Source organism: Blautia sp. ZXY-1-C6 (assembly GCF_056339875.1).
Window position 1 is genome coordinate 14,410 of the sequence record NZ_JBWJVQ010000186.1, and the last position, 23,424, is coordinate 37,833.

Consider the following 23,424-nt stretch of genomic DNA (forward strand, 5'->3'; position numbering starts at 1 on the left):
GTAGTCATGAAAGAAAAGCTTACACAGAAGGATGTTGAGAAAATCCAGCAGGAGATTGACCATCGCAAGCTGGTTGTACGAAAAGAGGCAATCGAAGCTGTAAAAGAAGCAAGAGCCCAGGGGGATCTGAGTGAGAACTTTGAGTATTATGCGGCAAAGAAGCACAAAAACCAGAATGAAAGCCGCATCCGCTACCTTGAGAATATGCTGAAAACAGCAACCATTGTTTCTGATGATTCCAAAGACGATGAAGTTGGAATGGATGATATTGTAGAGGTATATTTCGAGGAAGACGATGAGATTGAGAAATACAAACTGGTTACTTCCATAAGAGGAAACTCCATGGAAAACCGCATCAGCATTGAATCTCCCATTGGTATGGCTCTGAAAGGTCACAAGGTTGGAGACAGAGTGGAAGTAAAGGTAAATGATAACTACAGTTATTTCCTGGAAATCCGTTCTATTGATAAGACTGGTTCCGAGGATGAAGAAATCCGCGGATTCTGATAATAATACTGTCGAAATACAGGATCCGGATTGATAAAAGAACTATTGTAAGAGATGAACACCGGTTAGTGTCATATCTCCTGCAATGGTTCTTTTTATTTTTATATCAAAAATACGGATGGATTTATGGGAACCTTACACAGAATGAATATGATGACTGGAAATTTTACATGGATTTAACATTCTCATGGGGATGATTTTACAAAGCATGGTTATGATGGGAAACAAGTTAAATAACCGTATACTTATGAAAAGGGAAAAGGAGAATAATCATGGATTTATTCAGTATATTAACATTGATCGGAGGCCTTGCATTATTTTTGTATGGTATGAATGCAATGGGAGATGGTCTTGCGAAGGTTTCCGGCGGAAAGCTGGAGAAGATTCTTGAAAATCTTACTTCAAATCCGATAAAAGCAGTGCTTTTGGGAGCAGGAGTAACAGCAGTGATCCAGTCATCTTCAGCTACGACTGTTATGGTAGTAGGTTTTGTAAATTCAGGGATCATGAAATTATCACAGGCAGTAGGAGTGATCATGGGTGCCAATATCGGTACTACGATCACCTCCTGGATCTTAAGCCTGACAGGAATACAGAGTGATAATTTTATTATTCAGATGTTTAAACCAACATCATTTTCCCCTGTGCTTGCGATCATTGGTGTGATCTTCATTCTGTTTATCAATGATTCAAAGAAAAAAGATATCGGAACAATTTTTATTGGTTTTGCAATCCTGATGTACGGTATGGATATGATGAGTTCTGCTGTAAAACCACTTGCAGAAGTGCCGGAATTTACAAACCTGTTACTTAAATTCTCAAATCCGTTGTTAGGCGTTGTAGCAGGTGCCCTTCTTACTGCAGTGATCCAGTCCTCTTCTGCATCCGTAGGTATTCTGCAGGCCCTGTGTCTTACAGGTGCAGTACCGTTCAGTGCAGCAATCCCGATCATTATGGGACAGAACATCGGAACCTGTATTACTGCGATCCTTTCTGCGATCGGAGCCAAGAAGAATGCAAAACGTGCAGCAGCAGTACATCTGTATTTCAACCTGATCGGTACAGTTATCTTTATGACTGTTTTCTATCTTATAAATGCAGTTGTTGGATTTTCTTTCTTCCATCAGGCAGCAACACCGGCAGGAATTGCTGTTATCCACAGTGTATTTAATGTTACTGCAACGATTATTCTTCTTCCTTTTGCAAAGGGATTGGAGAAACTTGCCTGTCTTACGATCCGGGACAAAAAAGAGGACGTTGTTGTTTCGGCAGAGGACAGAGAATTTATGATCCTGGAACCACGTTTCTTGGAGAAACCGGCATTTGCAGTAGAGCAGAGCCGCAATGCAGCCAGAAAAATGGCAGAAGAATCCCACAATGCACTGTTTACAGCACTGAGTCTGGTGGATAAATACAGTGAAGAAGGCGTAGAACGTGTGGAAAACATGGAATCCAAGGTTGACCGCTATGAAGACGAACTGGGAACTTATCTGGTGAAGCTGAGCCACAAAGATATCTCAGAAGCAGACAGTCATAGCCTTTCCATTATGCTTCACTGTATCGGGGATTTTGAACGTATTTCCGACCATGCTGTAAATATTATGGAATCAGCACAGGAGCTTTATGAAAAAGGACTGAAATTTTCCGAAAATGCAAAGAAAGATCTGGAAGTGCTGGGACAGGCAGTAGAAGATATCGTAAATACGGCATATGAAGTTTTTGACAAACAGGATATGAAGCTTGCGGAGAAAATTGAACCACTGGAAGAAGTGATTGATGAACTTTCCAAAGAAGTAAAACGTCGTCATGTACAGAGACTGAGAAACGGTGAATGTACAATAGAGATGGGATTTATCCTTTCGGACATTACAACCTGTCTGGAACGTGTGGCAGACCATTGTTCCAATATTGGAGTCTGTGTGACGCAGGTGAATGAAGATCTGTATGATACTCACAGTCATCTGAATATCGTCAAGAGCCATCCGGACGAAACATTTTATCATGAACTGGAAGACGCACGAATCAAATATCAGCTTTCATAAAAATAAACAGGTAGATGACAAAATTCCATTGCCGCAGGCAATTTGGAATGAATTTTGGCAACGTTACTGAGAACGAAGTGAACAGTAACGGATGATGTTATTTGCATGATCAGGAAATCCGGGCACTCTGAAGTATCTGAGAGATATTTCAGAGAAAATGGCCGGATTTTTGCTTTAAAGAAATGAAGCAGATGCCGGATATCTACTTGTACAGGGATAAAAAAATAAGTATACTGAAAAAAGAAATACACTTGTGACGACAAAGCAGGTGATAAATAAAGGGGAGGCAAAGCAGAATGATCTATTGTGTAGAAGATGAGCGGAATATCAGGGAGCTTCTTATTTATACACTGGAAACAACAGGATTTAAAGCCAGGGGGTTTGGTAATGGCAATGAACTGATGAAAGCGCTGAAAGAAGAGATACCGGAGCTGATCCTGCTGGATATCATGCTTCCGGGAGATGATGGCTATACCATTCTGGAACAGCTGAAAAGTATGCCGTCTGTAAAGGATGTGCCGGTGATTATGGTTACTGCAAAAGAAGCGGAATTTGACAAAGTAAAAGGTTTGGAAGGCGGAGCCGATGATTACATTACCAAGCCTTTCGGTATGATGGAATTTGTTGCCAGAGTAAAAGCAGTTCTCAGACGAAGTACCCGTCAGAATGAAGACAGGGAACTGCATTACGACGAGCTTTATCTGAATGTAGGACGTCATGAGGTGCGTTACCGGGAAGAAAAGATCGATCTTACCCGAAAAGAATTTGAACTTCTTCAGTATCTGCTGGAAAATAAAGGACTTGTTATGACAAGAAATCAGATTCTTTGTCATGTATGGGGATATGATTTTGACGGTGAAACCAGAACTGTGGATGTCCATGTGAGAACCCTGCGCCAGAAACTTGGCGAGGCAGGAAATCTGATCGAAACGATCCGGGGTGTGGGATACAGGATCGGTGCATAACAGATAAAACAGACGAAAAACAGGAGTGGAAAAATGAAGCATAAAATATTCAGTCACACCAGTTTACTTATTATTTTATCCGTAATACTTACATTCCTGGCAGCAGGAACTGTCATGTATAACAGATATGATATTTATATGAAACAGGGTGTCAGAGATGAAGCCGCATATATTAAAACAGGTCTGGAAGAAGACGGAGACGTTTTTCTCTCAGACAGGGTCGGAGACGCCACCAGCAGCAGGATCACTCTTCTGGGAAAAGATGGTCAGGTGTTGTTTGACAGTATTGAGAATCCGGAAGAAATGGAAAATCACAGTAACAGACCGGAATTTATTGAAGCTGAGAAGCAGGGATCCGGTGAGATGGTCCGCTATTCAGACACCTTATCAAAACAGACGTTTTACTATGCTGTAAAATTAAAGGATGATCAGGTTCTGCGAGTAGCCAGGACTACAGACAGTCTTCTGGTAACAATGTTAACCAGTTTTCTTCTGCTTGGCGGACTGGTATGCGTGATCCTTGTAATTGAACTTTTTCTTGTGCAGAAACAGACCAGAAAGCTGATAGAGCCTATCAACCGGATTGATCTGGAACATCCTCTGGAGCATGTATGCTACGAAGAATTAAGGCCATTACTTTTTCGTCTGGATCAGCAGAACAGACAGATTCAGAAACAGCTGGAAGATCTTAAGAATGCAGAGAGTGCAAGAAAAGAGTTTACGGCAAATGTTTCCCATGAATTGAAAACTCCTCTTATGTCAATCTCCGGATATGCGGAGCTTATGATGAATGGAATGGTACCGCCGGACAAGATGCAGGATTTTTCCGGCAGGATTTTTCATGAGTCCGAGCGTTTATCAAATCTGGTTGCAGATATCATTCAGCTTTCCAGACTGGATGAGAAGAACGGAGAAACTATGTTTGAACAGGTTGACATCGGAGAGCTTGGGGAAGATGTGATCAACAATCTGCAGAACAGGGCAGCAAAGAAAAAGATTAATCTGGAATATACAGGCGGACCTGCACAGATGCAGGGAGTACGCCATGTATTATATGAAATGTTCTACAATATTACAGATAATGCTATCCGCTATACCCCGGATGGTGGAGATGTAAAGATTTTTGTGGGAAAACTCAATGGGAAACCGTACTTTCGTGTGGAAGATAACGGAATAGGAATTCCGGAGAGCGAACAGCAGAGAATCTTCGAGCGTTTTTACAGAGTGGACAAGAGCCATTCACGTGAAACCGGAGGTACAGGCCTGGGGCTTTCTATTGTAAAACATGGCGCAGTTTTGCATCATGCAAAGATTCTTCTGGACAGTGAGCCGGGTAAGGGAACGAAGATGGAAATCCTGTTTGATCAGACTAAGTAAAGCTCCTGTGAAGCAGTTATTCGGTGTAGTGAAGCGGATGATTTTGTCTGGTGTTGAAAAGAGAGTGGACAGTATCCGACATGGTTGTTAGAAATGTATAAATTTTGGGGATTGACAGACAAGTGATTATTGGAGAAAATAAAATCAGACAGTTATCCATGTAAAAGCAGGTACAATGGAGGGTATTTTCAGTATGGAAAAATGGAGAAGCATTGCAGCGGGTATGAGCTGTTTGTCAATGCTGTTCGCAACAGGAGCGGTTACTGTATCAGCATCAGATGAAATCACAGAAATTCCGGAACAGAGTATTGTATACTGGTCCATGTGGGAAGAAGATGAACCACAGGCAGATGTGATCAGAGAAGCAGCAGAAGCTTATGAAGAAGCAACAGGTATTTCTGTAGAGATTCAGTGGAAGGGCAGAGGAATCCGGTCTCTGATAGAACCTGCCCTGGATGCCGGAGAACAGATTGATCTTTTTGATGATGATTATCAGAGGATGGCTCAGGAACACAGGGATTATCTGGCAGAATTAAAAGGAATGGCAGATACTGTGGATTATGAGAAGCATATTATGCCGGTACTGTTGGAGCAGGTGAAGAACTGGGGAAATGGAGAACTGCTTGCAATGCCGTATCAGCCTTATATCACAGGCGTCTGGTATAATAAGGATTTATGGGAAGAGGCTGGACTTACAGAACAGGATATCCCGGATACCTGGGAGAAACTGATCAGAGTATGCCGTAAGATTAAAAACAGTGACAGTGGCCTTAGTGCCATGACCTGCGATGAAGAGTATGTGAATCTTCTGTATGGATATCAGCTTGCCAGATATCTTGGACAGGAGAAAGTGCAGCAGCTGATCCGTAACTGTACCTGGTCACAGATTCCACAGGCAAAAGAGGCGGCAGATGATATCAGAATTTTGTTTTTTGCGGGATATATGAGTCAGAGTGCACCGGCACAGCATCCGGAAGGTCAGGATGAAGTGGGAGATGGCGAGGCAGTCATGGTGTTGCAAGGCTCCTGGGTTCCGAATGAAGTGACAGAAGCTACAGAATCTGATGATTCCTGGGGATTTTTTCCATGGCCTGCAGTAAAGGCCGGAACAGACGGCACAGAAGGTGTTATGGTGGGAGCACAGGGATTTGGAGTCACAAAGGATTCGCAGATGAAGCAGGAAGCTTTTGACTTTGCATATTCCATCTGTACCGGGGAAACAGATATGAAAATGACAGATGCGGTTAATTCCATCCCGGCAGATACGGACAATACACAATGGCCGGAAGTGCTGGCAGATGCAGTACCGTATATGAAAGAGATGTCAAAGCCGTACATGTGGGCTGCAGGTCTGGAGGCAGATCCGGATTATAAAGAACAGATACAAAGCGAACTTCTGAAGCTTACAAGATTAGAAGAAACATCGAATGAATTTATAGAGAATCTCAGCAATATGAAATAAGAAAAAGGCTGTTCAACATTATGAAAATATTGGTCTGGTATTACTGGCGCTCTCGTTCTGAGAGCGCCTTTATTGATGTGATATATTCTGTGGGTGTCATTCCGGAAATTTTTTTAAACTGTCTGGAAAAGTAATGGATGGAAGAGTATCCCAGAAATTCCGAAATCTGTGTGAAGTTCATCTGATTCTCGCGGATCAGCTGTCTGGCATAGGCGATCTTTAACCGGGAAAAGAAATCCATAGCGCCGCACTGATGCTGTTCCTGAAATATTTTCTGAAGCTGGGAGCGTCCGATCATATTGTCATGGCACAGATCGCAGAGTGTAATATTTTCCCGGATGTGGTCTTCCATATAAGCAATGACACGCTTATAGACAGCGGAATTATTTTTCAGATTCACAAATTGGCTGACAGGTACAGTCATGGGAGGAGAAGAATTTCTCCGGATCATGTAGATCAGCATCTGCTCAAGGTAAATACGGATAAGCTGCTGAGAACCAAACAAAAAATCTTCTTTCTTTTCCATCTTTTCTGTATAAGGATCATCCAGAGGGGTTTTGATACAGCGGCGTGCCTCGGCAATCAGCATTCCCATGAGATTTCTCTCAGAATCAGAAAGTTTCAGCAATTTTTTCTCAAAGAATTTCATACATGGAGAATCGCATTCAAAAGAAACTACCACAATATTAGGTGCGGTATTTCCTATGGCAATAAGGTTATGAAATTCATTTGGTCTGTGAAAGATGAGCTGTCCGCTTGTCAGATGGTAGATACCGTTATCTGTCTCTATTTCTGCCTTTCCCTTATCTACACATTGAAATTCCCAGAAATTATGGCGTTCTCCTGCAAAGTGAAAATCACTTTTGTATTCAAAATAGTGGATTGTATAAATCCGGTCAATATGAATATCTTCTTCCAGATACATACTCTCAAAAGCCATTACTGCCACCTCCCTCAGCCTGTCCGAAAACTGCAATATGGTTGTTGTGTATAAGTATACAACAAAAACAGATGAAAAACCAGTTGAAAATGAATTTTTGTACAAAAGAAATGGACGTTTGTGCAAATACTATTTGTGCAAAAATGATAAAATAAGAACTACCAAAAGAAATAATTGTTGAAATTCAACAAAAGAACGAAAAGAGAGAAAAAAGAAGAAGACAAAATGTCAAAACCGACAAAGGAGGAAAAAGGTTATGGGTATGAAGAAAAAGATGCTTAGTGCAACATTATGTGCGGTTATGGTTGGTTCACTTGCAGCACCGGCTTTCACTGTTCAGGCAGCAGATGACACATTAGTTTACTGGTCAATGTGGGAAGCTACAGAGCCACAGGGACAGGTGATTCAGGAAGCAGTTGACGCTTATACAGAACAGACAGGAGTTAAGGTAGACCTTCAGTTTAAGGGACGTACCGGAAACCGTGAAGCACTTCAGCCTGCACTGGACGGCGGCACACAGATTGATATTTTTGACGAAGATATCGACCGTGTAAACGGAATGTACGGTAAATATCTTCTGGATCTGGAAGACCTTGCGAAAGAGAATGACTATGAAGCAACTGCAAACGCAGGTCTGATGGCAGCATGCCGTGATGCCGGCGGCGGCACATTAAAAACAATTCCATATCAGCCAAACGTATTTGCTTTCTTCTATAACAAAGATCTGTTTGAGCAGGCAGGAATCACAGAAGAACCGAAGACATGGGATGAATTCAAAGATGTATGCCAGAAATTAAAAGATGCAGGAATCACACCAATGACTATGGATGATGCCTATGCAACATGTGTGATCGGATATCATCTTGCAAGACTGGTTGGCGAAGATAAAGTAAAAGAGATCGTAACTGAAGGTGAATGGGATGATCCTGCAGTTCTTCAGATGGCACAGGATATCGAAGAACTTGCATCTAACGGATATTATTCAGAGATGGTTGGTTCCAACGTATGGCCTGCAGGTCAGAACACAGAGCTTGCACTTGGAACAGCTGCAATGTATCTGAATGGCTCCTGGTTACCAAACGAAGTAAAAGAGATGGCAGGTCCTGACTTCCACTGGGGATGCTTCGCATATCCGGCACTTACAGACGGAGCAAACGGAATCGAAACAAACAACTTTGGTGCACAGGTATTTGGTATTAACAAAGATACAAAACTTGCAAAAGAAGCATTTGATCTGATCACATTCCTTACAAAAGGTGAATACGACCAGAAACTTGCAGATGAAACTGTAGGTATCCCGGCTGATACAACAAACACAGAATGGCCGGCAATGGTTGAGTGTGCAAAACCTGTTATTGAGCAGAGCACAAACCGTTTCACATGGGCATGCGGTGTAGAATCCAACGTAGATATGACTCCGGTTATCAAAGAAAACTTTATCAAATTAATGGCAGGTTCCATTACAGCAGATGAATTTGTTTCCACTATGCAGGACGCAGCGAAATAAATAAAGAATTTATAGAGATGGTGGCATCGTATCTACGCTGCCGCCATCTGTCTTTTTGAATATCCAGGTTTCAAAGGCAAAAAGTCGTTCGTGCCTGCACGATAAGACTTTTAGACTTGGAAACCGCCAGACATGAGGAAGTAGCGATTTACGAAGTAAATCAGCGGATTCCGAATGGCTGGAGGATTGCGGGAGCGAAGCGTAGCAATCCGTAGATATGGTATAACTTACAAAGGAGGTATTTATTTGAAGAAGAATAAAACGATGATCGTTGTATTTCTGACTCCGGCAGTTCTGCTGTTTCTGGGAATCTTTCTGTATCCGATCATCAGAACAGTGATCATGAGCTTTTTCAAGATCGACGGAGTTACAGATTCCATGGATTTATGGAAATTTGTAGGATTTGGCAACTATACAAAGCTGATGAGTACCAGCTTATTTAAGACTTCATTTTTTAACCTGTTTCGTATCTGGCTGATTGGCGGTCTGGTGGTAATGAGTCTGTCTCTTTTATTTGCAGTTATCCTTACCAGCGGAATCAGAGGAAAGAAATTTTTCCGCGCGATCATTTATATGCCAAATATCGTCAGTGCAGTAGCACTTGCAACTATGTGGCTGCAGTATGTATACAGTCCAAGATATGGTCTGCTGAAAGATCTTTTTACGGCATTACATCTGGACAATCTGGCAAAGATCCAGTTCCTGGATAATGACCATAAATTCTGGGCACTGTTGTTTGCATATTGTTTCGGAATGGTTGGATACCATATGCTGATCTGGCTCAGCGGTATTGAGCGTATCAGCCCTGAATATTATGAGGCGGCAACCATTGACGGAGCGACCAAACCGGCACAGTTCCGTTACATGACACTTCCATTGTTAAAGGGAGTATTTAAAACAAACATTACCATGTGGTCTGTAAGCAGTGTAGGCTTTTTTGTATGGTCACAGCTTTTCTCCACAGTAACTGCAGACACACAGACAATTACCCCTTATGTTTATATGTATATGCAGATTTTTGGCGGCGGCAATACAGTTACAGAACGAAATGCAGGTCTGGGAGCTGCCATCGGTGTACTGCTCAGTGTCTGCGTAGTCATTGTATTTACAATCTGTAACAGAGTGATCAAAGATGATGATCTGGAATTCTAAGGAGGGATGAGAAATGGCAAAAGAAAAAGAGGCACGCAGACCCTTTAATCTGAAAAGAGAAGTCAAACTCCTGCCGGGATACATCATCCTGCTGCTCTGGGTAATCTTTACCATTGCGCTTCTGGGATGGGTATTCGGGGCAAGTTTTTCAACAACAGCAGAAATCTTCCAGGGAAAAGCCCTGAAGTTTGAGTCCGGATTACATTTTGAAAATTATGCAAAAGCATGGAACGGGGCCGGAGTCGCAGGCTTCTTCGGAAACTCTCTGATCTATTCAGTAATTTCCTGTACAATACTGATTCTGGTGTGTGCACCTGCAGCTTATGTACTGTCCAGATTTGATTTTATTGCAAACAAATTTATCCAGACCAGCTTCGTATCTGCCATGGGTGTTCCGGCAATCATGGTTGTTCTTCCCCTTTTCAGCATTATTTCCGGTATGGGAATCCTGAATAATGTGGCTGCAGGAAGAACTGTACTGATCATATTGTATGTAGGAATTAATGTACCTTATACGACCATTTTCCTGCTTACATTTTTCAGCAATATTTCCAGGACCTATGAGGAAGCGGCAGCAATCGACGGATGCCCTCCCATGCGTACTTTCTGGAAAATCATGTTTCCCATGGCACAGTCAGGAATCGTAACAGTAACAATCTTTAACTTTATTAATATTTGGAACGAGTATTTCCTGTCACTGATCTTCGCAAGCTCGGATAAGCTGAAACCTGTTGCACCCGGACTTTATGGAATGATCAACTCCATGAAATATACAGGTGACTGGGCCGGAATGTTTGCAGCAGTGATCATTGTATTCCTGCCGACATTTATTCTGTATATTTTCTTGTCTGAGAAGATCATCGGTGGTGTTACCGGTGGCATTAAGGGATAATATTAGAGGACAGCAGGACAATAACAATTGTTTGCGATGTTACTGTTCACACACCACTATCCCGCGAGGTGTTTTGGCATGAATATGCCAAAATCCCGAGACATACAAGCCAAAATTCCATTGCCGCAGGCAATCTGGAATGAATTTTGGCTACGTTACTGTGAACGGAGTGAACAGTAACGTTTGCGATTGTGAAAGGTATTATGTAACACGTTTTGACCTCGAAATCATAGTATGATAAGATGAATGTAAAAAGTTACCAGGTAATCTGAGAGTAACGAAAAACATTTAAAGAAAAGAGGAAAAAAATTATGAAGAAACCAGTATTAGTAGTTATGGCAGCAGGTATGGGAAGCCGTTACGGCGGTCTGAAACAGATCGATCCGGTGGATAAAGAGGGACACATCATCATGGATTTCTCCATTTATGATGCAGTACAGGCCGGATTCCAAAAAGTAGTATTTATTATCAAAAAAGAAAATGAAGCAGACTTCAGAAGCGCCATCGGTGACCGCCTCAGCAATCAGCTGGAAGTATCATATGTTTTCCAGGATCTTCACAATATTCCGGAAGGCTATGAAGTACCGGAAGGACGTGTGAAACCATGGGGAACCGGACATGCCGTATTAAGCTGTATCAATGAAATCGACGGACCATTCGTTGTAATCAATGCAGATGACTATTATGGAAGCCATGCATTTAAGATGGCATATGATTTCCTGACAGAGAATGAAGATACCGCGGATACTTACAGATATATGATGGTCGGCTATAAACTGGAAAATACTTTGACAGAGAATGGCCATGTGGCAAGAGGTGTGTGCGTTACAGATGAAGAAGGACATCTTCTTAAGATCAACGAGCGTACCCATATCGAAAAGCATGACGGCGGCACAGCTTATACAGAAGACGATGGAAAAACATGGACCATGCTTCCGGAAGGCAGTACAGTATCCATGAATATGTGGGGATTTTCAGCAAGCATTCTGAAAGAGCTGAAAGACAGATTCCCTAAATTCCTGGATGAGAATCTGAAAGTAAACCCGCTGAAATGCGAATATTTCCTGCCATTTGTAGTAGATGAACTTCTCGGTGAGAAGAGAGCAACTGTAAAAGTTCTGAAATCTATGGATAAATGGTATGGTGTAACCTACAAAGAAGATAAACCTGTGGTAGTAGCTGCCATTCAGAATTTAAAAGATGGAGGGCTGTATCCACAGAAATTATGGGAGGAATAATTGAGTGGAAATTAACCGGGAAATAAAGAATATTACCAGTGCATTTGTTCTGGAAGATAATCTGACAGAATGTGTTCCTTATGGAAGCGGACATATCAATGATACTTACCGCCTGACTTACGGTACAGGAAAACATTATATTCTTCAGAAAATGAACAAGAGTATTTTTACAAAACCCGTGGAACTGATGGAGAATGTCAGCGGTGTTACTGCCTGGCTGAAGAAAAAGATTCAGGAAAACGGTGGAGATGTGGAGAGAGAGACTCTGAATCTTGTGATGACAAAGGATGGACTTCCTTATTATGTAGATGAGGACGGAGAATACTGGAGAGTATATTTATTCATTGAAAATGCAACATGCTATGATATGGTAAAAGATGAGGAAGATTTTTACCAGAGTGCAGTTGCTTTCGGGCATTTCCAGAGGCTGCTTGCAGACTATCCGGCAGAAACGCTTCATGAGACCATCGTAAATTTTCATAATACGGTGGACAGGCTGGATAAGTTTAAAACTGCTGTGGAAAAAGATATATGTCACAGAGCAGCAGATGTGGAAAAAGAGATTCAGTTTGTTCTGGACCGCACAGAACTGGCACATGTTCTGTGCGATATGCAGGATCAGGGAAAGCTGCCGTTGCGTGTTACACATAATGATACCAAGCTGAATAACATTATGATTGATAATGCAACGGGAAAAGCCATCTGTGTGATTGACCTTGATACCGTAATGCCGGGACTTTCCGTAAATGATTTCGGCGATTCTATCCGTTTTGGCGCAAGTACCGGAGCAGAGGATGAGAAAGACCTGACAAAGGTGTCCTGTAATCTTCACTTGTATGAAGTTTATGTTAAAGGCTTCATTGAAGGCTGTGGCGGTGCGTTGACTGAGACAGAATTGGATATGCTTCCCATGGGAGCAATCCTTATGACCTTTGAATGTGGAATGCGTTTTCTCACAGACTATCTGGAGGGAGATCATTATTTCAAGATTCACAGAGAGGGACATAATCTGGATCGTTGCAGAACACAGTTTAAACTGGTGAAAGACATGGAAAAAAAACTTTCCCGGATGAAAGAGATTGTAAATAAGTATAAACAGGTATAAAAAAATGTACATGTCCATAAAGACTTGTATTTATGAACTGATTAGGATAGAATTATCCTGCGGGGATATGAGAAAAATCATATTTTCGCAGGATTTTCTACAATATAGCAGTTACTTAATTTTCGCTGTACTATGCAACGGTATTTTACAGTTCTGAATATAGGGTGCTGTAAAATACAGAGGTAAATTTTGCAGATGTGAAACAGGATATCCGCAGAATTTTATAGATTACACTCAGAATTATCAAGGATATTTCTGATACTGTGAACTAATATAGGTATTGTTGAAAGAGAAAAAAACAGAAATTGCAAAAAACAGGTATTGTAGCAGGAAGACAGGTTAGGAGGAATTATTATGGCAATTTTAGTTACAGGTGGAGCAGGCTATATTGGAAGCCATACAGTTGTAGAATTGCAGAATGCAGGATATGATGTTGTAGTTCTGGATAACTTAAGCAATGCAAGTGAGAAATCTCTGGAAAGAGTTTCCAAGATCACAGGCAAACCAGTGAAATTCTACAAAGCAGACATCCTGGACCGCGATGCTTTAAATGAAGTTTTTGATAAAGAAGATATTGATTCCTGTATTCATTTCGCAGGTCTGAAAGCAGTTGGAGAATCCGTTGCCAAACCCTGGGAATATTACGAAAATAATATTGCAGGAACCTTAACACTGGTAGATGTCATGAGAAAACATAATGTAAAGAACATTATCTTCTCCTCATCTGCAACTGTATACGGAGACCCGGCAATCATCCCAATCACAGAAGAGTGCCCGAAAGGACAGTGCACAAACCCATACGGATGGACAAAATCCATGCTTGAGCAGATTCTGACAGACATTCAGAAAGCAGATCCGGAATGGAACGTAGTTCTTCTCCGTTACTTTAACCCAATCGGTGCTCATAAGAGCGGAACTATTGGCGAGAATCCAAACGGAATCCCGAACAATCTGATGCCATATATCACACAGGTTGCAGTTGGTAAGTTGAAAGAACTTGGCGTATTCGGAAATGATTATGATACTCCGGACGGAACAGGTGTGAGAGATTACATTCACGTAGTTGACCTTGCAAAGGGACATGTAAAAGCTCTTAAGAAAATCGAAGATAATTCCGGATTAAGTATCTACAACCTTGGTACAGGAAAAGGCTACAGCGTTCTTGATATTGTGAAGAATTTTGAAGCTGCTACAGGTGTTAAAATTCCATATGTGATCAAGCCACGTCGTCCAGGCGATATCGCAACCTGCTATTCCGATGCTTCCAAAGCAGAGAGAGAACTGGGATGGAAAGCCGAAAACGGTATTAAAGAAATGTGCGCAGACTCCTGGAGATGGCAGTCCAATAACCCGAATGGTTATGAAGAATAATTAATTAAATCAACTGAATGCAGGTGCATTTAGCAACTTACCTGCGGAAAATCAATATCCCCCACACATGGAAGGAATGTTCATGCGTGGGGGATGTTTTTAAATTATAATCCTAGTTCTCTTTTCAGATTTTCAGCAGAGATGGATGGTTGATAATCAGGCTCGCCAGCTTCATATCGGCGTAGTGCTTCCAATTCTTCTGGGTCTGGTTCTATTTCTTCAACGTCGGACAAAATAAATGATGCCTGAATTAAGTTCCAGACTTTTTCAGCCTCTTCTTCGCTCATAATTGTAACTGCACCTATAATTCTTTCTTTTACATTAGACATGATACTCACACTCCTTTATATATTTGTCCGCGATTTCCCACATCTATGATATCAACAACGAATCCATTGACATCGAATAGTACTCTGTAATTTCCAACACGAAGTCGATAGCCGGAGATACCTTGTAATTTTTTGATATTTCCCTCTAATGGTAATTTGCTGATAGCAGTAAATAGTCGATACTGTGTTGTTTTATCTTGCTTTCGTAAAAATTTTTCAGCCTTTTTAGAATATGTGATTTGAAACAAAGAAATGCTCCTTTTCCGGGGTTTCCGGGATATTTAGAATTTTTATCTTTGGTAGAAGCAGATATGTTTCGGCTTGTTTTTAATATAGCATATAAAAATATTGGAAGCAACTTTAATGTAGGATTGGCGATGTGATTTTTTTCGGCTATAATCTATAATAGATAAAAGAAAGGAGAGGACGCATATGAAAGTAGCAGCAATTCAGATGCCCACAGTAAAAGATAAAATACAAAATATCCGTACTGCCGGCACTTATATAGAAAAAATAAAGGCGGAAAATCCGGACTTTGTAATTCTTCCGGAGATGTTCTGCTGTCCGTATCAGACCGAAAATTTTCCAGTTTATGCAGAAAAAGAAGGTGGTCCATCCTGGCAGGCAATGTCTGATTATGCCAGAAAGTATCACATTTATTTGATCGCAGGCTCCATGCCGGAAGCAGATGATGCGGGAAAGGTTTACAACACTTCTTATATTTTTGACAGAGATGGAAAACAGATTGGCAAGCACAGAAAAGCTCATCTCTTTGATATCAATGTAAAAAATGGCCAATACTTCAAGGAATCCGATACTCTGACTTCGGGAGATCATGCCACAGTATTTGATACTGAATTTGGGAAAATGGGTGTCATGATCTGCTACGACATCCGCTTCCCGGAGTTTGCCCGCACAATGGCACTGGACGGTGCAAGAATGATTTTCGTCCCTGCAGCATTTAATATGACCACAGGTCCGGCACACTGGGAACTGACTTTTCGTGCAAGAGCCCTTGACAATCAGATCTACATGCTTGGATGTGCTCCTGCCAGAGATACACAGGCAGGATATATTTCCTGGGGACATTCTATTGTAACAAATCCATGGGGAAAGGTTATGAAACAGTTGGATGAGAAAGAGGGCATTTTAATAGAAGAAATAGATTTGGACCGGGAAGACCAGATCAGAGAGCAGCTTCCATTATTAAAACACCGCAAATCTGAAATGTACCATTTATAGGAGAACACATTTTTTTCGCAGACTGACCATAGATCAAACATATTTATTAGATATAGTAATACCATTAACAAAAACAAAAGAAACAGAGAAAATTCAAAATAGAAAGAACAGAGAGGCATATGGAAATGACAGAAACAACAAAGAGAACAACAAAAGTATGGGCACACAGGGGTGCCAGCGGATACAGACCGGAGAACACTCTGGAAGCATTTGAACTTGCCATCAGACAGGGCGCAGACGGAATCGAACTGGATGTACATACTTCCGCAGACGGTGAACTCATCGTTATGCACGACGAAAACGTAGACCGCGTCACAGACGGAACCGGACTGATCAAAGATATGACACTGGCTCAATTGAAAGAATTAAAAGTCAGCACACCCGCAGAACCATCGGGAATTTATCACATTCCAACTCTGGCAGAAGTACTGGAGCTCATGCGCACCACAGACATGATGGTAAACATTGAACTAAAGAACAGCATCTGCTTCTATCCGGGAATGGAAGGGAAAATCCTGAAACTGGTAAAAGAAATGAACATGGAAGACCAGCTGATCTATTCCTCCTTTAACCATTACAGCCTGTTACAGTTAAAACAGCTGAATGACCATGTACAGACCGGAATCCTTTTCAGTGACGGATGGGTAAATCCAGCCATGTACGCCAAAAATCTCGGAATCAACGCCGTACACCCTGCAGTTTATCACCTGAAATACCCACAGTTCATGGAAGAAGTCAAACGTGCCGGACTGAAAATGCACGTATGGACTGCCAACAAACCAGAACACATCCAGCTGGTAAAAGACGCAGGTGCAGAAGCAGTCATTACCAATTATCCGGACAGAGCGATTGAGATTATAGAGAAATAAAAAATTCCTGCCTGTTCATATGAAACTGTCATATGTTCAGGCAGGATTCTTTCTTGTATCATTATATAGATATTGTGGATTTTCAGAGTTTTCTGCTGCTATTTGAAAACCATTTCAGAAATTATTTCTGCAGTTTCTTAGCATGCTCAGATTTCGGCTCACAGGTAAGTTCAACACCCAGCTTACGGAATTCCAGGATATCCACCTGAGACAGAAGTACGGAAGTATGAACCTGGCAGCCTTTTAATTTCGGAATCTGTTGCAGGGCAAGCTTGGCATCTTCATTATCTGCGGCACTGATGGAAAGTGCAATCAGAGTTTCATCAGAGTGAAGTCTTGGGTTTTTGCTTCCGAGATATTCTGTTTTGAGTGCCTGAATCGGTCTTAATGCTTCCGGAGAGATAACATGTTTGTCATGATCGATTCCTGCCAGTTCTTTCAGTGCATTCAGAAGCAGTGCTGAGGATGCCCCGAGAAGTTCAGAAGTCTTACCTGTAACAATACGTCCGTCAGGAAGTTCTAGGGCAGCAGCAGGTGCACCTGTTTCTTCTTCGCGTTTCAACGCAGCAGGAACCACCTTGCGGTCTTCGATGGTTACATGAGCCTGTTTCAGCAGAAGTTCGATTTTGAAAACTTCTTCCTCACGTCCGGCTCCGCGAACCAGAGCTTCCATGCTCTTATAATATCTGCGGATGATCTCCTGACGTGCAGCTTCCTTGCAGACTTCATCATCAACGATGCAGTTACCGGCCATATTAACGCCCATATCTGTGGGAGATTTGTAAGGGCACTCGCCCATGATCTTTTCAAACATAGCCTGAAGAACAGGGAAAACTTCAACGTCACGGTTGTAGTTAATAGTAGTCTCACCATATGCTTCCAGATGGAACGGGTCGATCATGTTCACATCATTTAAGTCAGCAGTAGCTGCTTCATATGCCAGATTTACCGGATGCTTCAGCGGGATATTCCAGATTGGGAAAGTTTCAAATTTGGCATATCCTGCTTTGACACCGCGCTTGTATTCATGGTAAAGCTGAGAAAGGCAGGCGGCCATTTTTCCGCTTCCGGGTCCTGGAGCAGTGATGACAACCAGTGGTCTTGTTGTTTCGATATAATCGTTCTTGCCATATCCCTCATCACTTACAATAAAGGAAGTATTATTCGGATAACCCGGGATTAGATAAAGCACGTATACTTTGATTCCAAGCTTCTCCAGACGTTTCTTAAACGCATCTGCGCTTTCCTGTCCGGAATACTGGGTGATGCAGACACTTCCTACATAAAGTCCGCGCTCTGTAAAGACTTCCATAAGGCGGAGTACATCTTCATCATAAGTGATACCCAGGTCACCTCTGACTTTATTTTTATCAATATCAGCGGCGCTGATTACAATAACGATCTCTGCCTGATCAGAAAGCTGCATCAGCATACGCAGTTTGCTGTCCGGCTCAAATCCCGGAAGAACTCTGGAAGCATGGTAGTCATCAAAAAGCTTGCCGCCAAATTCCAGATAAAGTTTGTTTCCAAACTGGTTAATACGTTCCCGAATATGTTCGGACTGCATTTTCAGATACTTGTCGTTGTCAAATCCTATCTTCATTTGTTCATTTCCTTTCCTCATCACATTTTTAGTACTGCTCATTTAGAATATCCCGGGACATACAGCGCAAATTTATGCGGTCAGCATAAATTCTGTGTATTGCGGAGTGCATTACCGGGAACGAAGTGAGTAGTAATCAGTTTGTCAATAGTATACTACAAATAAAGCCATTTGTAACAGGTGAATTTGTAAAACTTCATATAAATTTTATAGGGTTTATAGAAAGATATGCACAACCGGACACAATTTTCACAATCTCGCAGTTGATTTATACCCGAATTCTCTTTATAATAAGAACGATAACGTTTAGGAGGAATGAAATGGATAATCATATGGATAACAATCCGAATGGCAATCGTCCTGATAATAATAAAGGTCCGGGCAGACAGGACCCGAACAAGAATCATCAGTCGATACTGGCCTTTCTGGTATGCCTCCTGGTAACTCTGGTATGTTTCGCCATGTTTACCAATATGCTCAAGGATAATTCGAGTGAGATTACTTATGATAAATTTATTGAGATGGTAGATGATGGAGATGTGAAAGAGGTTACGCTTCAGTCAAATACACTGACGATCACGCCGAAACATCAGTCATCAGGATTTTCAGAAGAAGTTTATTATGCCAATCAGATGGAGTCAGTAGATAAGCTGACGGAGAGACTTGAGGGAACAGGAATCAAGTTTGAGTATAAGAAGCCGGATGCAGCAGGGAAAATTATTTCTATGCTGGTCAGTGTGCTTCTGCCAACGATTCTGCTCTTTGTACTTCTGACGGTATTTATGCGCCGCATGAATAAGGGCGGCGGAATGATGGGCGTTGGAAAGAGCCGCGCCAAAGCCTACATTCAGAAAGATACAGGAATTACTTTCAGGGATGTGGCAGGGCAGGATGAGGCCAAGGAATCACTGCAGGAGGTGGTGGATTTCCTGCATAATCCCGGCAAATATACCACCATCGGAGCGAAGCTGCCGAAAGGAGCTTTGCTTGTAGGACCTCCGGGAACCGGTAAAACACTTCTGGCAAAGGCAGTAGCAGGAGAGGCACATGTGCCGTTTTTCTCTCTGTCAGGTTCTGAGTTTGTGGAGATGTTTGTAGGTGTGGGTGCATCACGTGTCCGCGATCTCTTTGAGGAAGCAAAGAAGAATGCACCATGTATCATTTTTATTGATGAGATTGATGCAATCGGAAAGAGCCGAGATTCTCATTATGGCGGCGGCAATGATGAGCGCGAGCAGACCCTGAACCAGCTTCTTGCGGAAATGGACGGATTTGACACTTCAAAGGGACTTCTGATCCTGGCTGCTACCAACCGTCCGGAGGTTCTTGATCCGGCACTTCTTCGTCCGGGACGTTTTGACAGACGTGTCATTGTGGACAGACCGGATCTGAAGGGAAGAATCGAGATCCTGAAGGTTCATGCAAGAAATGTACATCTGGATGAGACTGTTGATTTTGAGAACATTGCACTTGCAACTTCCGGGGCAGTGGGTTCGGATCTGGCTAATATGATCAACGAGGCTGCTATCCTTGCTGTTAAGAGTGGACGCAGCGCAGTATCCCAGAAAGATCTTCTCGAAGCTGTTGAAGTAGTTCTGGTAGGTAAAGAGAAGAAAGACAGGATTCTCAGTGCACAGGAGCGCAGAATCGTATCCTATCATGAGGTAGGACATGCACTGGTAAGTGCCCTGCAGAAAGATGCAGAGCCTGTACAGAAGATTACTATTGTGCCGAGAACTATGGGGGCACTTGGTTATGTAATGCAGGTGCCTGAGGAGGAGAAATATCTCAATACAAAGAAGGAACTGGAAGCAATGCTTGTGGGATATCTTGGCGGACGCGCAGCAGAGGAACTGGTATTTGACACTGTCACAACCGGGGCGGCCAATGATATTGAGCAGGCTACCAAAGTGGCAAGAGCCATGATCACACAATACGGTATGTCTGATAAATTCGGACTTATGGGTCTGGCTACACAGGAGAGTCAGTATCTCAGCGGAAGAGCAGTGTTAAACTGCGGCGATGACACTGCCACAGAGGTTGACCATGAGGTGATGATACTTCTGCATAATTCCTATGAAGAAGCAAAGAGACTGATCGGCAGTCACAGAGAAGCACTTGATAAGATTGCTGCTTACCTGATCCGCAGGGAAACCATTACAGGTAAGGAATTTATGAAGATTTTCCATGCGGCAGAGCGTGGAATCGAGATTCCGGAAAATCTGGATGATCTGGTAATTCCAGAGGAAAAACAGAATACAGTAACGCTGGATAAGCCAGAGATTCAGTGATACAATAACAGAGTCGGAAACGAAATAATTTCCGGCTCTGTTTTCGTATCACAGAAAATTACGCTGTAATATCTCATGGATATGAAAAGCGTTCAGGGCAGGATTTTTTGTATAGAGGAGAGTTTATGTTTCAGATAGAAGAAGAACTGAAAAAACTTCCGGGTAAGCCGGGGGTTTATATTATGCATGGGGAGAAGGACGAGATCATCTATGTTGGAAAAGCCGTCAGTCTGAAAAACAGGGTGCGTCAATATTTCCAGAGCAGCAGAAATAAGGGCGCAAAGATTGAACAGATGGTTACCCATATCACCAGATTTGAGTATATTATCACAGATTCGGAACTGGAAGCCCTTGTGCTGGAGTGTAATCTGATCAAGGAGCACAGACCGAAATATAATACCATGCTCAAAGATGATAAGAGTTATCCGTTTATCAAAGTCACAGTAAATGAGGAATATCCCAGAGTCCTTTTTGCCAGAAGAATGAAGAAAGACAAGGCGAAATATTTCGGACCATATACAAGTGCCGGGGCTGTAAAAGATGTGATCGAGCTTGTGCGAAAACTTTATAAGGTGCGATCCTGTAATCGGGTATTGCCAAGAGATTGTGGGAAGGACCGTCCATGTCTGTACCATCACATGAAGCAGTGCAGCGCGCCATGCCAGGGCTATGTGAGTTCAGAAGAATATAAGAAAAATATCGCAGAACTGCTGAAATTTCTCAATGGAGACTTTAAGGATACGATTGATATGCTTACCGACAAAATGATGGCAGCTTCCGAAGAAATGCGTTTCGAGGATGCCATGGAATACCGGGATCTGATCCGCAGTATCCAGAAGATCGGAGAACGTCAGAAAATTACAGGTTACGGAGAGGAAGATAAGGATATCATCGCAGTTGCCATGGATGAAAGCCTTGATTTGCGGGAGCAGGATGCTGTTGTACAGGTATTCTTTGTCCGGGGAGGCAAACTGATCGGGCGGGAGCATTTCTATCTGCGTGTGGCGCGTGGCGATACAAAGGCTCAGGTATTATCCAGCTTTATGAAGCAATTTTATGCCGGAACTCCGTTTATCCCACGTGAGATCATGCTGCAAAAAGAAATCGAAGATGCCAAGATCATAGAGGAATGGCTTACAGATCGAAGAAAGCAGCGAGTCTATATCAGGGTACCGAAGAAAGGTACGAAAGAGAAGCTGGTAGAGCTGGCAGAAGAGAATGCAAAGATGGTTCTGGATAAAGACAGAGAGCGTATCAAACGTGAAGAAGGAAGAACCATCGGAGCGGTTCATGAAGTGGAAGAGTGGCTTGGACTGTCGGGAATCAGGCGTATGGAGGCTTATGATATTTCCAATATCAGTGGTTTTGAATCTGTAGGTTCCATGGTTGTCTATGAGAAAGGAAAGCCAAAGCGCAGTGATTACCGCAAATTTAAGATAAAGTGGGTGCAGGGACCGAACGACTATGCAAGTATGGAAGAAGTACTTACCAGACGATTTACTCATGAGGGAAAAGATGAGTTTGACAGCTTTTCCATTATGCCGGATCTGATCCTGATGGATGGAGGAAGAGGACAAGTGAATATTGCGTTAAAAGTTCTGGATAATCTGGGAATAGAGATTCCTGTCTGTGGTATGGTCAAGGATGACCATCACAGAACCAGAGGACTGTATTACAATAATCTTGAAATTCCCATTGATACAGACAGTGAAGGCTTCCGCCTGATCACCAGAATCCAGGATGAGGCGCACCGTTTTGCCATTGAATTTCACCGATCTCTGAGAAGTAAAGAACAGGTGCATTCCCTGTTGGATGATATCCCTGGTATCGGTGAAATCAGGCGTAAAGCATTGATGCGGAAATTTAAGTCTGTTGAGAATATCAGAGATGCATCACTGGAAGAACTTACAGAGACAGAAAGCATGAATGCAGGAAGTGCACAGAAAGTTTATGAATTTTTTCATGGAGCTAGTACATCGTTTTCGAAATAACTATACCACTCACTTGTCTGCGAATCCGATTGCACAGGTCTAAAAGCCTCAGCGTAGCCCGCTACGCCTGCGTTTTTATACCAGCACACTCGAATCCGCATCCTACGCGATTGGTATAGTTATTTACGGCACACTGGTGAGAAAAAAATATAAAATATGTAAAAATATTCCTGGGTTCTTCTACATATTACCCAAAAACTCTCGCTTTTTGTAATTGAAGTTGTATATAGTGATGTGATATAATAAAAAAGACGTGAAATTTACTATGAAAGTTTCGGACGACAGCTATAAATGAGTTATGTCTGTATGAGCAGGTTTTGAGATAGCGGACAGACCGGGCTTTCAGATTTTGAACTGAAAAGGAGAAATAAATGAAGGGTGTACAGTTGACAAAATTAGTTCAGGAACTGGGACTTCACAACCTGACTCCTGAAATTGATCTGTCTGAGATTGTGATCAAGACAGCGGAGATCAACAGACCGGCATTGCAGCTGACAGGATATCTGGAGCATTTTGCAAATGAACGGGTACAGATCATCGG

19 protein-coding genes and 1 pseudogene are annotated in these 23,424 nt (G+C 42.2%); 16 read left to right on the top strand and 4 right to left on the bottom strand.

Translation table 11 applies throughout. From position 1 onward, the window contains the following. Positions 1-6 precede the first annotated feature (6 nt). The 5 genes from greA to AC075J_RS10465 all read left to right on the top strand — a co-directional run bounded on the left by greA (position 7) and on the right by AC075J_RS10465 (position 6,353). Positions 7-507 (top strand): transcription elongation factor GreA, encoded by a 501-nt coding sequence (gene greA, locus AC075J_RS10445; protein ID WP_008705914.1) that lies wholly within the window; start codon positions 7-9, stop codon positions 505-507. Positions 508-779: 272 nt separating this feature from the next. Then, positions 780-2,549: a Na/Pi cotransporter family protein gene (locus AC075J_RS10450; RefSeq protein ID WP_118610095.1), complete on the top strand. Its 1,770-nt coding sequence runs from the start codon at positions 780-782 to the stop codon at positions 2,547-2,549. A gap of 296 nt (positions 2,550-2,845) precedes the next feature. Further along, positions 2,846-3,514 carry a response regulator transcription factor gene (locus tag AC075J_RS10455; protein WP_055153383.1) on the top strand — a complete coding sequence of 223 codons (669 nt, stop codon included), beginning with the start codon at positions 2,846-2,848 and terminating at the stop codon, positions 3,512-3,514. Between the two features lie 33 nt (positions 3,515-3,547). Beyond that, on the top strand, positions 3,548-4,891 hold the full coding sequence (locus AC075J_RS10460) for a sensor histidine kinase (protein ID WP_215680207.1): 1,344 nt from the start codon (positions 3,548-3,550) through the stop codon (positions 4,889-4,891). Between the two features lie 193 nt (positions 4,892-5,084). After that, positions 5,085-6,353, top strand: a complete 1,269-nt coding sequence (locus AC075J_RS10465; RefSeq protein ID WP_244995420.1) for an ABC transporter substrate-binding protein — start codon at positions 5,085-5,087, stop codon at positions 6,351-6,353. Positions 6,354-6,393: 40 nt separating this feature from the next. Here AC075J_RS10465 and AC075J_RS10470 read toward each other — a convergent pair whose 3' ends face one another. Beyond that, positions 6,394-7,293: a helix-turn-helix domain-containing protein gene (locus AC075J_RS10470; protein ID WP_020993456.1), complete on the bottom strand. Its 900-nt coding sequence runs from the start codon at positions 7,291-7,293 to the stop codon at positions 6,394-6,396. 262 nt (positions 7,294-7,555) lie between these two features. Between AC075J_RS10470 and AC075J_RS10475 the strand changes: the two genes are divergently transcribed. From AC075J_RS10475 to galE, 6 genes are all read left to right on the top strand, one after another. Continuing rightward, positions 7,556-8,800, top strand: a complete 1,245-nt coding sequence (locus AC075J_RS10475; RefSeq protein ID WP_025580678.1) for an ABC transporter substrate-binding protein — start codon at positions 7,556-7,558, stop codon at positions 8,798-8,800. 246 nt (positions 8,801-9,046) lie between these two features. After that, on the top strand, positions 9,047-9,952 hold the full coding sequence (locus AC075J_RS10480) for a carbohydrate ABC transporter permease (RefSeq protein ID WP_025580677.1): 906 nt from the start codon (positions 9,047-9,049) through the stop codon (positions 9,950-9,952). Between the two features lie 13 nt (positions 9,953-9,965). Further along, the gene (locus tag AC075J_RS10485) at positions 9,966-10,844 is read left to right on the top strand and encodes a carbohydrate ABC transporter permease (RefSeq protein ID WP_025580675.1); all 879 of its coding nucleotides are present in this window, start codon (positions 9,966-9,968) and stop codon (positions 10,842-10,844) included. Between the two features lie 311 nt (positions 10,845-11,155). Next, positions 11,156-12,082 carry a nucleotidyltransferase family protein gene (locus AC075J_RS10490; RefSeq protein ID WP_022380562.1) on the top strand — a complete coding sequence of 309 codons (927 nt, stop codon included), beginning with the start codon at positions 11,156-11,158 and terminating at the stop codon, positions 12,080-12,082. Positions 12,083-12,086: 4 nt separating this feature from the next. After that, a complete protein-coding gene (locus AC075J_RS10495; RefSeq protein WP_476390306.1) occupies positions 12,087-13,187 on the top strand; it encodes a phosphotransferase enzyme family protein in 1,101 nt (366 codons plus the stop codon). 354 nt (positions 13,188-13,541) lie between these two features. Next, positions 13,542-14,558 (top strand): UDP-glucose 4-epimerase GalE, encoded by a 1,017-nt coding sequence (gene galE, locus AC075J_RS10500; protein ID WP_008705897.1) that lies wholly within the window; start codon positions 13,542-13,544, stop codon positions 14,556-14,558. Positions 14,559-14,662: 104 nt separating this feature from the next. On the opposite strand, the gene AC075J_RS10505 is transcribed toward galE, so the two are convergent. Next, positions 14,663-14,887 carry a hypothetical protein gene (locus AC075J_RS10505; RefSeq protein WP_025580177.1) on the bottom strand — a complete coding sequence of 75 codons (225 nt, stop codon included), beginning with the start codon at positions 14,885-14,887 and terminating at the stop codon, positions 14,663-14,665. Between the two features lie 5 nt (positions 14,888-14,892). After that, on the bottom strand, positions 14,893-15,135 hold the full coding sequence (locus AC075J_RS10510) for a type II toxin-antitoxin system RelE family toxin (RefSeq protein ID WP_025580176.1): 243 nt from the start codon (positions 15,133-15,135) through the stop codon (positions 14,893-14,895). Between the two features lie 184 nt (positions 15,136-15,319). On the opposite strand from AC075J_RS10510, the gene AC075J_RS10515 reads away from it, so the two are divergent. Together AC075J_RS10515 and AC075J_RS10520 are read left to right on the top strand one after the other, a co-directional pair. Further along, positions 15,320-16,129, top strand: a complete 810-nt coding sequence (locus AC075J_RS10515; protein WP_476390307.1) for a carbon-nitrogen hydrolase family protein — start codon at positions 15,320-15,322, stop codon at positions 16,127-16,129. Positions 16,130-16,248: 119 nt separating this feature from the next. Further along, positions 16,249-16,998, top strand: a complete 750-nt coding sequence (locus AC075J_RS10520) for a glycerophosphodiester phosphodiesterase (RefSeq protein ID WP_119253744.1) — start codon at positions 16,249-16,251, stop codon at positions 16,996-16,998. A 121-nt stretch (positions 16,999-17,119) separates the two neighbouring features. Here the strand turns inward: AC075J_RS10520 and AC075J_RS10525 are convergent, their stop codons facing one another. Then, a complete protein-coding gene (locus AC075J_RS10525; protein ID WP_119253748.1) occupies positions 17,120-18,601 on the bottom strand; it encodes a DUF1846 domain-containing protein in 1,482 nt (493 codons plus the stop codon). A 320-nt stretch (positions 18,602-18,921) separates the two neighbouring features. On the opposite strand from AC075J_RS10525, the gene ftsH reads away from it, so the two are divergent. From ftsH to AC075J_RS10540, 3 genes and pseudogenes are all read left to right on the top strand, one after another. Then, entirely contained in the window at positions 18,922-20,892 is a 1,971-nt protein-coding gene (ftsH, locus tag AC075J_RS10530) for an ATP-dependent zinc metalloprotease FtsH (RefSeq protein ID WP_476390308.1), read from the top strand. 125 nt (positions 20,893-21,017) lie between these two features. Then, positions 21,018-22,883 (top strand): excinuclease ABC subunit UvrC, encoded by a 1,866-nt coding sequence (gene uvrC / locus AC075J_RS10535; protein WP_476390309.1) that lies wholly within the window; start codon positions 21,018-21,020, stop codon positions 22,881-22,883. Positions 22,884-23,254: 371 nt separating this feature from the next. Further along, positions 23,255-23,424: pseudogene (locus tag AC075J_RS10540) on the top strand (HPr(Ser) kinase/phosphatase); the annotation flags it as partial.

Excerpts from the sequence above, each read along its gene's own strand:
- AC075J_RS10460 (WP_215680207.1), top strand. The coding sequence starts at position 3,548 with ATGAAGCATAAAATATTCAGTCACACCAGTTTACTTATTATTTTATCC.
- AC075J_RS10525 (WP_119253748.1), bottom strand. The coding sequence starts at position 18,601 with ATGAAGATAGGATTTGACAACGACAAGTATCTGAAAATGCAGTCCGAA.
- AC075J_RS10470 (WP_020993456.1), bottom strand. The coding sequence starts at position 7,293 with ATGGCTTTTGAGAGTATGTATCTGGAAGAAGATATTCATATTGACCGG.
- AC075J_RS10465 (WP_244995420.1), top strand. The coding sequence starts at position 5,085 with ATGGAAAAATGGAGAAGCATTGCAGCGGGTATGAGCTGTTTGTCAATG.
- AC075J_RS10490 (WP_022380562.1), top strand. The coding sequence starts at position 11,156 with ATGAAGAAACCAGTATTAGTAGTTATGGCAGCAGGTATGGGAAGCCGT.
- greA (WP_008705914.1), top strand. The coding sequence starts at position 7 with ATGAAAGAAAAGCTTACACAGAAGGATGTTGAGAAAATCCAGCAGGAG.
- AC075J_RS10455 (WP_055153383.1), top strand. The coding sequence starts at position 2,846 with ATGATCTATTGTGTAGAAGATGAGCGGAATATCAGGGAGCTTCTTATT.
- AC075J_RS10450 (WP_118610095.1), top strand. The coding sequence starts at position 780 with ATGGATTTATTCAGTATATTAACATTGATCGGAGGCCTTGCATTATTT.
- uvrC (WP_476390309.1), top strand. The coding sequence starts at position 21,018 with ATGTTTCAGATAGAAGAAGAACTGAAAAAACTTCCGGGTAAGCCGGGG.
- ftsH (WP_476390308.1), top strand. The coding sequence starts at position 18,922 with ATGGATAATCATATGGATAACAATCCGAATGGCAATCGTCCTGATAAT.
- AC075J_RS10505 (WP_025580177.1), bottom strand. The coding sequence starts at position 14,887 with ATGTCTAATGTAAAAGAAAGAATTATAGGTGCAGTTACAATTATGAGC.
- galE (WP_008705897.1), top strand. The coding sequence starts at position 13,542 with ATGGCAATTTTAGTTACAGGTGGAGCAGGCTATATTGGAAGCCATACA.
- AC075J_RS10475 (WP_025580678.1), top strand. The coding sequence starts at position 7,556 with ATGAAGAAAAAGATGCTTAGTGCAACATTATGTGCGGTTATGGTTGGT.
- AC075J_RS10485 (WP_025580675.1), top strand. The coding sequence starts at position 9,966 with ATGGCAAAAGAAAAAGAGGCACGCAGACCCTTTAATCTGAAAAGAGAA.
- AC075J_RS10520 (WP_119253744.1), top strand. The coding sequence starts at position 16,249 with ATGGAAATGACAGAAACAACAAAGAGAACAACAAAAGTATGGGCACAC.
- AC075J_RS10515 (WP_476390307.1), top strand. The coding sequence starts at position 15,320 with ATGAAAGTAGCAGCAATTCAGATGCCCACAGTAAAAGATAAAATACAA.